Source organism: Flavobacterium gelatinilyticum (assembly GCF_027111295.1).
GTDB lineage: Bacteria > Bacteroidota > Bacteroidia > Flavobacteriales > Flavobacteriaceae > Flavobacterium > Flavobacterium gelatinilyticum.
The window spans coordinates 3,216,004-3,228,939 of sequence record NZ_CP114287.1; the positions used below are offsets into that span (position 1 = coordinate 3,216,004).

The window sequence follows — 12,936 nt, forward strand, 5'->3', positions numbered from 1 at the left end:
TAAAAATAATACGAATAATAAAATTTTATATAATTTTGTGTAATCGATTACAATTAATCGTAAAACCACAATCACAAAAAACCACAAAACTTTATTAACGTTTTAACTTAAACAATTATGAAAAAACACCTACTTTTTCTGACGTTATTTCTTTTTGCCGTACAATCATGGTCACAGCAAATCAACGAAGCCAGCGGATGGCTTGAATCTGTTTTTGTAAAATGGCAGCCTGTAAGCAATGCCCAAACCTATAATGTCTATTATACAGGCGGAGGCATAACGGATCGTAAAATTGACAATCAGCTTATAAGAAGCTACGGAAGCTATTTTAGAGCCGATATTCCGGGCTTAAAAGCCGGAACCTATACCGTTAAAATTAAACCGGTTATTTCCGGGGTTGAAGGAAACGGAACCACTACAGGATCTTTAACCGTTAAAGCTCATGACCGATCCGGATTTGCTTTTGCCAACTCACGTGTTCCGGGAGCTTATAATGCAGACGGAACTCCTAAAAGCAATGCCGTAATTATTTACATCACACAACAGACTAAGAATACTGTTTCTCTTGATGTAACCGGAGCAACTTCAAATCCCTGCGTTGGGCTTCAAACTATTCTGGACGGATACAAAAAAGGAAAGGATTTAAGGCCTCTTATTATTCGTATGGTAGGGCAGATAACTGATCCTTCGTATATGCTGAATGGCGATATCGTGATCGAAAACAATAAAAATGCTTCTAGTTATATAACATTGGAAGGAATTGGAGACGACGCTGTAGCAGACGGCTGGGGAATTAGAGTTAAAAATGCTTCTAACATAGAAATTAGAAATATCGGTACTATGAACTGCGACAGCGGTGAAGGTGATAATATTGGACTGCAGCAGGACAACGATTATGTCTGGGTTCACAATTGTGATTTCTTTTACGGAAACGCCGGAAGCGATGCCGATCAAATAAAAGGAGACGGTGCTCTGGACTGCAAAAAATCAACGTATATTACTTTTTCATACAATCATTTTTGGGATTCAGGAAAATCAAATCTGTTAGGTTTAAGCGAAGGAACAACAACAGGTTTATATATCACCTATCACCACAACTGGTATGACCATTCAGATTCGCGTCATCCCCGCGTGAGATATTATTCTGCACACGTTTACAACAATTATTATGATGGGAATTCTAAATACGGAGTTGGATCTACTTTAGGTTCATCTGTATTTGTAGAAGCTAATTATTTTAGAAATTGTAAATACCCTATGCTGACTTCAATGCAGGGAACAGATGTATACAATGGCGCAACAGGAACATTCTCTAGCGAGGATGGAGGAACGATTAAAGCTTTCAATAATACTATGAGCGGTCAGACAAGATTTGTAGGTTATAATGCCTCATCATATCCTGTTGAATTTGATGCCTACGTTGCTTCTACCCGAAATGAAACCATAAGCAGCAGTATTACTTCTAAAAAAGGAGCTAAAACCTATAACAATTTTGACACAAATTCAAGCATAATGTATTCTTATACTCCTGACAGTCCGGAAACTGCCAGAACAAATGTAATGCAGTATGCCGGACGCGTTTCAGGAGGCGATTTAAAATGGACTTTCAACAATGCCGTAGATGATACTGCCGATGCTGTAAATACAGGTTTAAAGGCTGCACTCACAAATTATCAAACTAATTTAGTTTATGTTCAGGACGGAACCACTCAACCGGCAGGAAGCCAAACTTTAACCTCAACAAATAACAACAGTCAGACAGTTGTAAACGGTACAGCTATCAATACGATCGTATTTACCTGGGGAGGAACTGCAACAGATGCTTCTGTAACAGGACTGCCGGCTTCCGGACTTAATTTTGTAAAAAATACTTCGGCAAAAACCATTACCATTACCGGAACTCCAACTGCAAATGTTTCCTATTCTGTTACTACCAGCGGTACAGGAACTGCCTCAACAGCATCAGGAACAATAACAGTAACTACAAGTACGCCATCAAGTGCTGAAATCCACAATTTTACTGCTTCTGGAAAAACGAGCTCTTTTTATAACATAACCGGAAATCTTTCGACCACAAAAGGAACCGTAAACTATAACGGACTCACACTTACACAATGTCTAAAAATAGAATCCTCTACAAGCATAACCTTTACCACGACTCAGGCCAGCACACTGACTCTTGTATTTGTAGAAAGTGCTGCAACTATCAAAGTGGATAATGTTGACAGAACGGCTTCGGGAGGAATTGTAACTGTATCTTTAGCAGCCGGAAGTCATACAATTACGAAAAAAGACACTTCAAACTTATTCTATATGAGCACTTCATACAATAGCGGAACGCTTAGAATTGCCAAAACAGAAGAAGTTTCAGAGCCAGCTGATGCAAAAATATTCTTGTATCCAAACCCGGTTTCCGGAACTTTATATGTATCTGACCCAAATCAGAAAATTGAAAAAGTTTTGATTTATAATATCTCAGGTTTACTTGTAAAAACGATCCAAAAGGGCACAGAAAGTCTGCACATAAACGAACTTCCTACAGGAACTTATTTAGCCAAAATTTTTACTGCTGGAGGCACTGCAAATCAGACTCTTCTTAAAAATTAAGATTAAAAGCAAAAGGCTTCCGGAAATTCGGAAGCCTTTTATTTAAAACTTTACGCATCTGGATTAATTGAAAAACATAAATCAGTTATTATTTCAAATTATTACCAATCTGCCTGCGGTAATTTCTTTAATACTCTTTCCGGACTGTCATTTACAAAAAGCTGTTTATCCAGTTTAAATTTTTTAGTCTCGTGTGTACTTGGCATACTATCCACCATTGTATTAACTAATTCCATATCAGCAGTTCCAGAAAGCAAATTATAATCAACTTCGATATGTGATCCTGCCCCCATATTAAACAAATGTATTTTTGTTAGTACAAAATCATTGCCTATATATTTATATGATGTTTCCTGCGTACCTGTGGGACCAATTCCGTTTAATGTAATTGTAAGCGCTCTATCATTATCAATACTGATGTTCTCGTATTCATAAATTTTATTTCCTTCATACGAATATTCCGGGTCTACAGCCTGCCAGGAAGTTTCCTTCAACTTGTATTCTCCTGAACTTTGTTTTATAAGAACTAAAACGGCACGGACATCTGTATTATCATTTTTATTCTGTAAAACCAAAACCATATCTTTCAGGAGATCATCATTCAATAAACCTTCAGCCTGATACTGTATTTCATAAGGTTTAATCAGGAAGTCCTGAATGCTTTTACCTGTCGCCGGAAAAACCGGTAATTGGCTGTTTTCCACAAAATCACCGTCCGTTTGATCTGTTACGGTATCAGAAGCTATCTCTTTATTTATAGTCTTGTTTTTTGTGTTTTTCTCAGTTTCTTTTTTACAGCTTACTGCAAAAAGGATCAGTAATCCAAAGATTATAGGCTTCATTCGTTTGGTTTTATGGTAAAAATAGAACAATTTTAAGACAAAGAACATTAAAAAAACCGCTTTTCCTAAATAATAGAAAAAGCGGTTTTAAAATACCTTATATAGTTTTACAAATCAAACTTGATTCCTTGTGCCAAAGGAAGATTCGTTGTATAATTGATTGTATTGGTCTGACGGCGCATATAGATTTTCCATGCATCAGAACCAGATTCACGTCCGCCTCCGGTTTCTTTTTCACCTCCAAAAGCACCTCCAATTTCTGCACCCGAAGTTCCAATGTTTACGTTTGCAATACCACAGTCAGAACCGGTAACTGATAAAAATCTTTCGGCTTCGCGCAAATTATTTGTCATAATTGCAGAAGATAGTCCCTGAGCAACACCATTTTGAAGTTCAATAGCATTCTCAACCTCTCCGGAATATTTAATTAAATATAAAACCGGAGCAAAAGTTTCGTGCTGTACAATTTCAAATGAATTTTCAGCTTCTGCAATAGCCGGTTTAACATAACAGCCACTTTCGTAACCTTCGCCTGAAAGAACACCCCCTTCAACCAGAATTTTACCTCCTTCAGCTGCTACTCTATTCAAAGCAACTGCATACATTTCGACTGCATGTGTATCGATAAGCGGGCCAACGTGATTATTCTCATCAAGCGGATTCCCAATTCGCAATTGTTTATAAGCTGTCACTAAAGCATCTTTTACCTTATCATAAATGCTTTCGTGAATGATTAATCTTCGTGTTGAAGTACAACGTTGTCCAGCTGTTCCAACGGCTCCAAAAACCGCTCCTATAACCGTCATTTTAATATCTGCATCCGGAGTAACAATTATCGCATTGTTTCCTCCTAATTCAAGCAGCGATTTACCTAATCGGGCTGCAACGGCCTGAGCCACAATTTTACCCATTCTCGTAGATCCTGTTGCTGAAATTAACGGAATACGAGTGTCTTTTGTCAATAACTCTCCTATTTGGTAATCTCCGTTTACTAAACACGAAATTCCTTCCGGAAGATTGTTTTCTTTAATAACCTGAGCAATTATATTCTGACAGGCAATACCGCAAAGAGGCGTTTTCTCCGAAGGTTTCCAAACGCATACATCACCGGAAATCCAGGCTAAAGCTGTATTCCATGACCATACTGCAACCGGAAAATTAAAAGCCGAGATAATTCCAACAATTCCAAGCGGATGATATTGCTCATACATTCTGTGTCCCGGTCTTTCAGAATGCATTGTTAAGCCGTGTAACTGACGAGATAATCCCACGGCAAAATCACAGATATCGATCATTTCCTGAACTTCGCCATATCCTTCCTGCAGTGATTTTCCCATTTCATACGAAACCAGTTTTCCAAGAGCTTCTTTGTTCTGACGCAATTTTTCTCCAAACTGACGTACAATTTCACCTCGCTGCGGTGCAGGAATCAATCTAAAAGTTTTAAAAGCTTCTGTTGCAGAACGCATTACTTTTTCATAATCTTCGAGTGTTGAAGTTTTTACAGAAGCAATCAATTTTCCGTCAACAGGAGAAAAGCTGTCTAAAATTTCACCCGATGAAAAATTTTCACTTCCAGTTGAAGTTCCTTCATTAACCAGTTTAATTCCCAGTTGTTCCAAAGCTTCATTCATGCCAAATTGTGATGCTATTGTTGTCATTGTAACTTTTTTAGTTAAAATTGTTATATTTTTATGTAAAGATATCGTTTTAGAATTAATTTCAAATTGATTTGAAATTTTAAAAACAAGGTAAATTTAGTGTTATTATATAAGTATTAACGCAAACTAACGGTGATTTATTCACTAAATTTGATGAAATTTGCATTCTTAAAATTATAAAAATGACTTATTTCAGCCGGCTTTTACTTTGTTTTTTATTGATTTCTTTTAATGCATTTTCACAAAAAGAACAAAAATCTTCTTTTCAGGTTGTGCCATTAGGAATAAAAGGCGGTATTGACGAAAAAAATCTTTCTGCTTATTTATTAGCACCGTCTAATACAAAGGATTTCATTTGTCTGGATGCAGGAACCGTAAATGCAGGAATTGAAAAAGCGATCGAAAATAAAGTATTCAAAGTGCCTACAAGCGAAGTACTTCGTAAATACATAAAAGGTTACTTAATTTCTCACGCACATCTGGATCATGTTTCGGGTTTGATTATCAACTCTCCTGCTGATTCTTCTAAAACGGTTTATGCTACAGAAAAATGCATGGAAATGATGGAAAACCATTATTTCAACGATCAGACCTGGGCTAATTTTGGCGATAAAGGTCCGGGATTTCCTTTAAAAAAATACCATTTCCAAAATTTGAATTTAAATGAAGAAACACCTCTTTCAAACACCACAATGACGGTGAAAGCTTTTGCTTTAAGTCACGTAAATCCTTTTGAAAGTACTGCCTTCTTAATTAAAAACAATGATTCTTATGCTTTATATTTAGGTGATACAGGACCGGATTCTGTAGAAAAAAGTAATAAGCTGGAAGCTTTATGGACCGCTGTTGCACCATTAGTTCAAAACAAACAATTAAAAGGTATTTTTATCGAAGTTTCTTTTCCAAATGAACAGCCTGACCAATTTTTATTTGGTCATTTAACGCCAAATCATCTAATGAAGGAACTTCATACTCTGGAAGATTTAGCAGGGAAAGGTTCGCTAAAGAATTTCAAAATTATTATTACGCATTTAAAACCGCCTGCTAAAAATATTATCAAAATTAAAGAGCAGTTAAAAAGCCAAAATGATTTAGGCGTACAGATTATTTATCCTGAACAAGGGAAGAAATTTGCGTTGTAATTATTTGCCGCATATTTAAGATTTAAGAAATATTTCTTTTCTTATTATTAATTAAAATATGCATTTCTTATGAAAACAAATGCCCTAGCCCTGATGGAAGCGACATCCTTTTGTGGTCTCGTTTTTTTCTAACGAGACCACAAAAGATATAGCGTACAGCAGGAAATAGCTCCTAATGGTTATTAATATTATTTCTTAGCTGTAAATCTCGGATCTGTTCCCATTACGGTACCACATTTATCACAGGTTCTTAATTCTTCTGAATTGTAAAAGTGTTCGAAATGAGGAAGGAAATCTTTCTCGATATTATGAAGTTCAAAATACACCTCATAAAGCTTATGATTGCAGTTGTCGCAATGCCAAAGCAATCCGTCTGTGTAACCTAATCCGGCACGTTTACGCTCGATCACCAGCCCAATTGACCCCTCTGAGCGAACAGGAGAATGCGGTACTTTTGCAGGATGCAGATACATATCGCCGGCATTTAATTCCATTTCCTTACGCTCACCATCTTCCTGAATTACTACTTTAATGCTTCCTTCTAACTGATAAAAAAGTTCTTCGGTTTCGTTATAATGATAATCCTTCCGTGCGTTTGGTCCGGCAACAATCATTACGATATAATCACCAGAATCTACATAGAGGTTTTTATTCCCAACAGGCGGTTTTAATAATTGTCGGTTTTCTTCAATCCATTTAGTAAGATTGAAAGGTTTTGCTATAGCCATTTTTTAGAGTCTAAATTTATGAAAAGCTAAGGTAGTGAATTTGTAGAGACGCACTGCAGTGCGTCTTATTGGTTTTGATCATAGGAACGCAGACGCACCGCAGTGCGCCTCTACCTCGAAAATTCTTTTATCAAATAAACATAAACCGCAAAATGATCGCTAAACCCAGCTTCTGCCAATGTATTTCGAAGCGGATATCCTTTATATTTTCCTAAAGCCTGAATGAGATATGGCGGATTAAAAATCCCAGCTTTCCAGAATTTGTATCCTGAAGAATCCGGTTTTAAAAAAGACTGTGTCATGATAATCTGGTCAAAAATATCCCAGGAATCCCGAAAGGCAAGTGTTCCCATCCCCTTCTCTGCCATTTCTTCAAACGGATTGTAAGTCTCAAATTCTAAGGTTTCTGATTTTTTACCTTTTGCTCCCAATGCTGTTTTTACACTTTTATTAAAAGGTCCATCGTTCAAATCTCCCATCGTTATTACTTTGGCAAGCGGATTTATTTGTTGCAGCGAATCGATAATTTTTCTGTTTAATCTCCCCGCAGCTGCTCTGTAAGGACTGCTCGCTTTTTCCCCGCCCGATCTCGAAGGCCAGTGATTTACGATTATATGAATTTCCTCATCTTCCAAAAATCCCGTTACCAAAAGCTGATCCCTTGTGAAAATCCGATTCTTATCAACTTTGATTTCAACATCACCTAAATCTTCATTTTGAATTTCCTGAACAGGTTCTTTCTTGTAAATTACTAAGGGAATATTAGAAAAAGAGGTTGGTCGGAAATACTTTTTTTGATACAAAAGCGCCACATCAATTCCACGCTGATCCGGTGAATCAAAATGAATGATTCCGTAATCATAATTCGCTGTTTTTTCCTGTTTTATTAAATCTTCGATCACACCACGGTTTTCAACTTCGGAACAGCCTATTAAAGTTGGCGGATTAGGGTTTTCAGGCGTTCCTATTTCAGAAATTACCCTTGAAAGATTTCTTAATTTTTGTTCGTATTTTTCTTTTGTCCAATGCTGTTTTCCGGTCGGAGTCCATTCGTCGTCATTTGTACTGGGGTCATTGATGGTATCAAAAAGATTTTCGAAATTATAGAATGCCGCGGTATGGATTTTATACTTTTTGGACTGAGCAGTTAAAGATGAAACCGAAAAAAGAGAAAGAAAATAAATTTTGATAATAGTACGCATAGATCATTGGCATTAAAAAAAGACGCAATTTAAACAAATAATAATTTGTAAGAAATTTATACTTTTTATTTTAAAACTATATCTTTGATACTCTCTAAAAGTCATGTACCTTTCCGTCAAAATCTGATATCTTCATAAATGAAAAAAATCCTTGTTTTCGTCTTTTTTCTTAGCTTCTTTTCTTCCTTTTATGCACAAAACAGCACATTCGCAGAGAACATCCGGATTCAGTATAAAATTCCGGAACTCGTTTATGCTGTAGTTTCTTCAGATTCTATATTCGAAATGGAAACTTTGGGATATCAGCGGTACAATTCCTCTTTTAAGGCAAAAATAAATGACAAATTTCGTTTAGGTTCTTTAACCAAAACGGTTACAAGTTATATTGCTGCAATATTAGTTAAAGAAGGAAAAATCAAATGGGACACGGGATTCTTTGATTTATATCCGGAACTAAAAGCAAAAAGCAATCCTAAAATTTATAATTTCACTTTACAAGACCTTATAACTTTTAGAGCCCATATTCCGACATGGTCGTATGGAAACGAAACTCCAGTCCAAAAAGAAATTAAAGGAAACGATCAGCAGCAACGATATGAATTTATGGCGTGGTTTTTAAAACAAAACTTCACTATCTCTGAAAAACAAGATGTTTACTGGTCAAATCCAAGTTATGTTGCTGCCGGATTAATGCTCGAAAAAGCAACGGGTAAAAGCTATGAAACACTGGTAAAAGAGTTGGGCATGAGCTTAAACATTGATTTTGGTTTTGGACAGCCGAATTTAATGGATGAAAACGAGCCCTGGGGACATGATGAAAATTTAAAACCTGAAAAACCTGCTCTAAATTACAAACTAAACTGGCTTTCATCTGCAGGAAATATCAATTGCAGCCTGCCTGATTATTGCAAATTTGCACAGATGCATCTGCAGGGTTTACTGGGGAAATCCAAAATGTTTACGGCCGAAGAATTTGCTTTGATGCATAACGGTTTACCTGAATTTTCATTTGGATGGTATCCTGAAACGGATATGAAAACCGGCTTAAACTATTCTTTTCACTACGGAAATCCCGGAACATTTTTAACCAAAGTGTATCTTTGTAAAACAATCAATAAAGCTTTCGTCATTTTTGCCAATGTACAGTCTGAGGAAGCTGACAAAGGACTAATGCTTCTTCTGGAGAAATTAAAGAAACAATATGGCGGCTGATTCTATTTTAAACCTAAAAAATAATTCATAATTTTAAGTAAAAGAACACTATGAACTTAAATATTCAGGACATAAAGAAACGTTTTACCTTTTGTAAACTCGTATTTTTTACTTTTGCTTTACAATCATTCAACTGTCAATCTCAACAAATCATGATAACACCGCCTTATTTACAAAAAGGAGATACTGTAGCCCTGGTAGCGACAGCCAGAAAAAACATCGACGACAATTTAAAACCTACAATAGATTTGCTTAAAAGCTGGGGAATTGAGGCTGTAATTGGAAGTTCAATTGGTTTGGATTACCATCAATTGGCCGGAACCGACGAACAGCGCGCCGCCGATTTTCAAAAGCAGTTAGACAATCCCAATATTAAAGCCATCTGGTGTGTCCGTGGTGGTTATGGAACCGTTAGAATGCTGGATCTTTTAGATTTTACCAAATTCAAACAACATCCAAAATGGGTTATTGGTTTTAGTGATGTTACGGTTCTGCACAATCATTTAAATACAATGGGATATAAATCTATTCATGGTGTAATGCCGGTTACGATACCGCGTGCAACTCCTGCGGCGATAAGTACCATGAAATCAAGTTTATTTGGCGAACCACTTTCTTACTCTGTTCCTCCTCATGCTATGAACCGCTTTGGTCAGGGAACAGGCAAATTAGTTGGAGGAAACCTTTCTATATTATACAGTTTATTAGGATCGCCATCTGCAATTGACTGTAAGGATAAAATTTTATTTATCGAAGATTTAGATGAATACCTGTATCATATTGACCGTATGATGATGAATTTACGTCGAAACGGCTGTATCGAAAACCTAAAAGGTATTATGATTGGCGGTATGACCAAAATGAAAGACAATGAAATTCCGTGGGGAAAAAATGCTCTTGAAATCATTGATGATGTTACCAAAAAATACAATATTCCCGTAATTTTTAATTTTCCTGCCGGTCATATCCAGGACAATAGAGCTTTAATTATGGGAAGTACTATTTCAATAGATGTAAACGCATCAGGAAGCACGGTTACTTTTCAGAAATAATACACAAGAATCCTTTTAAGGAAATCTAAAAAATACCACATAAAAATTCACGCGAAAGACGCGAAGCTGCAAAGCATTTAAACTTTGTGACTTCGCGTCTTTGCATGCAATAAACCAATAAAACTCAAAGATTCAGCAAAACCTGAAACCTAAAACAAAAATAGAATGGCCCAACACAATGAACTAGGAAAAAAAGGAGAAGAACTTGCTGTAGAACATCTGCAGCAAAACGGATATGAAATTCTGGATCGCAACTGGGAGTATCAAAAAGCAGAAATTGATATTATTGCGAAAAAAGAAAATATCCTGGCGGTTGTAGAAGTAAAGACAAGATCTAGTTTGGATTTTGGTTCTCCGCAGGATTTTGTGAAACAAAAAAAAATCCGTCTGCTCATAAAAGCAGTAAATGCCTACATAAACGATAGGGAAAAGGATTTTGAAGACGATTTAGAAATTCGTTTTGACATAATTGCCATCCATAAAACCGAGGAAATACTTGCTATTGAACATCTTACTGATGCTTTTTATCACTTTTAACATATTTTTTTATTGTTATAATTGTAACAATTTGTTTTTATATTTATATTTGCAAAGATTTATAACATCAAATTAACTAAACCAACCCAATTAAGTTACAAAAAAAAAGAAAAAAAAATTATGAAAACTGTTTCTTCCATCGTCGAGAATTACATCAAAACAAAACCATTTCTTTTAAACGCGTTATCGCTTGGAATTATCAATTTAACTTCTCTTTCACGGAACATTATGACCGAACTGGAAAGTGAGTTTGGTAAAGAAGTGAAACAAGGTGCTGTCGTAATGTCTCTAAAAAGATTAACAGAAGAACTGGATTTTAAATTAAACCATAAAATCAATAAAGTAATCAAAAACATTGGCGAGATTACCGTTAGATCTGAGCTTACCGATTACACATTTGCCGCTTCGGAAACCGTTTTAAATAAACAGGCCGATTTAATTTCTGATATCAATGCTTTATCTGATATTTTTTATACCTCATCACGTGGTGTAAATGAGACCAATATCGTAGTCAGCAGCAGTGTGAACCATTTAGTTGAAAAACACTTTATGAGAGAAAAACTAATTCAGAAATTAGATAATCTTGCTTCAATTACCGTTAAATTACCAAAAGAAAATATTGTCGTTCCGGGTATTTATTATTTCATTTTCCAACGTTTGGCATGGGAAGGAATTATCATCAATGAGGTAATTTCGACTTCAAATGAATTTACGATTTTAGTTGGAGAAGATCAGGTTGATGTTGCTTTTAAAGTGATTAAAGACCTGAAAAACTAATTAAAATAAATCTAAATTTTTAGATCTTATTAATATTCAATTTCGAAAATCCTTTTGTCTTTTTTTAGAAAGATGAAAGGATTTTTTGTTTTCAGAATCGTTTCAAAATACTTGAATTGAAATTTTCATCAATAGGAATATTCTCAAAAACACAGACCTAAAATAGTTAATTTTAAAATTTCATCCAAAAAACCACCAACTTCATAAAATGCATTCTTCCTGCGTGTTTACTGAGATTTTACGTAAAATTAACTTCAAAAAACACAAATAAGTTTTTTTTAGCATTTTTTTATGAGAATAATATTTTTATATATTTGTTAACCTCTCAAGGCATTAGAGTATCGATTTTTGATAGTATCGCAATATAATTAGATTAAAATAGAAACTAATTAACTTAATGTTGGAAGCCAAAGACTATAGCGGCAAATTATTGGTCAGCGAATTAAAAAATGGCAGCGAAAAAGCATTTCGTTCCCTTTTTGATTTGTATTATCAGGATATTTATGGTTATAGTATAAGCTTATTAAAATCGAAAGAAGCAGCCGAAGAAAATGTTCAGGATGTTTTTATGAAGGTATGGCAGCACCGCGAAAACCTCAACACTGAACAATCTTTTAAAGCTTATATTTTTACTATTGCCCGAAATCAGGCTTTTAATTTATTAAACAAAGCAGCAAATGATCTTGAGCTAAAGGAAGCTGTTTTTTATGAAAGCCAGAAATCGCATGAGTACGGAGATTATTCCATTCGCGAGGAAGACTGTAAAAAACTGCGGAAAGGAGCCATGAAACAATTACCGCCAAAGCGGAAACAAATATTTAAAATGTCACGAAAGAAAGGCATGAGTTACGAAGAAATAAGTCAGGAACTCGGCATCTCTATAAATACTGTCAGGAACCAAATGAGCAAAGCATTAGAATCGATGCGGGTCTTTTTTCAGGTTCATGATGAAATTATCTAACCAAAACCACATGTTAACCAATTAAATCACTCTTTTTTAAGAGTGATTTTTTTTTATAATCATTTCCCTTAAATCTGTTTAATCTGCGTAAAAAAACAGTTTAAACAGCTTTTTCTTCAAAAAGAAACCTTTTCAATTAACTACAAATCAATTAGTTAAACGATTATTTCTATTTATAAATGTTAAAATTTGAAAATTTATAACGTTTGAATAGT

The 12,936-nt window shown here is 35.3% G+C and carries 11 protein-coding genes; 7 read left to right on the forward strand and 4 right to left on the reverse strand.

Features of this window, described 5'->3' with window-relative positions; all coding sequences use genetic code 11:
* Positions 1–117: 117 nt before the first annotated feature.
* Positions 118–2,607, forward strand: a complete 2,490-nt coding sequence (locus tag OZP11_RS13665; RefSeq protein WP_281231115.1) for a pectate lyase family protein — start codon at positions 118–120, stop codon at positions 2,605–2,607.
* 101 nt (positions 2,608–2,708) lie between these two features.
* Here OZP11_RS13665 and OZP11_RS13670 read toward each other — a convergent pair whose 3' ends face one another.
* Together OZP11_RS13670 and amaB are read right to left on the reverse strand one after the other, a co-directional pair.
* Positions 2,709–3,449, reverse strand: coding sequence for a hypothetical protein (locus tag OZP11_RS13670; RefSeq protein ID WP_281231116.1), 741 nt, complete (start codon positions 3,447–3,449; stop codon positions 2,709–2,711).
* Between the two features lie 107 nt (positions 3,450–3,556).
* Positions 3,557–5,110 carry an L-piperidine-6-carboxylate dehydrogenase gene (gene amaB / locus OZP11_RS13675; RefSeq protein WP_281231117.1) on the reverse strand — a complete coding sequence of 518 codons (1,554 nt, stop codon included), beginning with the start codon at positions 5,108–5,110 and terminating at the stop codon, positions 3,557–3,559.
* 182 nt (positions 5,111–5,292) lie between these two features.
* On the opposite strand from amaB, the gene OZP11_RS13680 reads away from it, so the two are divergent.
* A complete protein-coding gene (locus OZP11_RS13680) occupies positions 5,293–6,252 on the forward strand; it encodes an MBL fold metallo-hydrolase (RefSeq protein WP_281231118.1) in 960 nt (319 codons plus the stop codon).
* Positions 6,253–6,440: 188 nt separating this feature from the next.
* Here OZP11_RS13680 and OZP11_RS13685 read toward each other — a convergent pair whose 3' ends face one another.
* Entirely contained in the window at positions 6,441–6,980 is a 540-nt protein-coding gene (locus OZP11_RS13685) for a 3-hydroxyanthranilate 3,4-dioxygenase (RefSeq protein ID WP_281231119.1), read from the reverse strand.
* A gap of 110 nt (positions 6,981–7,090) precedes the next feature.
* Entirely contained in the window at positions 7,091–8,182 is a 1,092-nt protein-coding gene (locus OZP11_RS13690; protein WP_281231120.1) for an endonuclease/exonuclease/phosphatase family protein, read from the reverse strand.
* Positions 8,183–8,320: 138 nt separating this feature from the next.
* Here OZP11_RS13690 and OZP11_RS13695 point away from each other — a divergent pair, with 138 nt between their 5' ends.
* The 5 genes from OZP11_RS13695 (at position 8,321) to OZP11_RS13715 (ending at position 12,721) form a co-directional block, all read left to right on the forward strand.
* Positions 8,321–9,394 carry a serine hydrolase domain-containing protein gene (locus OZP11_RS13695; protein ID WP_281231121.1) on the forward strand — a complete coding sequence of 358 codons (1,074 nt, stop codon included), beginning with the start codon at positions 8,321–8,323 and terminating at the stop codon, positions 9,392–9,394.
* A gap of 152 nt (positions 9,395–9,546) precedes the next feature.
* Positions 9,547–10,446 carry a S66 peptidase family protein gene (locus OZP11_RS13700; RefSeq protein ID WP_281235528.1) on the forward strand — a complete coding sequence of 300 codons (900 nt, stop codon included), beginning with the start codon at positions 9,547–9,549 and terminating at the stop codon, positions 10,444–10,446.
* Positions 10,447–10,611: 165 nt separating this feature from the next.
* The gene (locus OZP11_RS13705; protein WP_281231122.1) at positions 10,612–10,983 is read left to right on the forward strand and encodes a YraN family protein; all 372 of its coding nucleotides are present in this window, start codon (positions 10,612–10,614) and stop codon (positions 10,981–10,983) included.
* A 120-nt stretch (positions 10,984–11,103) separates the two neighbouring features.
* Positions 11,104–11,760: a hypothetical protein gene (locus tag OZP11_RS13710; protein WP_008466087.1), complete on the forward strand. Its 657-nt coding sequence runs from the start codon at positions 11,104–11,106 to the stop codon at positions 11,758–11,760.
* A 397-nt stretch (positions 11,761–12,157) separates the two neighbouring features.
* Positions 12,158–12,721, forward strand: coding sequence for an RNA polymerase sigma factor (locus OZP11_RS13715; RefSeq protein ID WP_281231123.1), 564 nt, complete (start codon positions 12,158–12,160; stop codon positions 12,719–12,721).
* Positions 12,722–12,936: the final 215 nt, after the last annotated feature.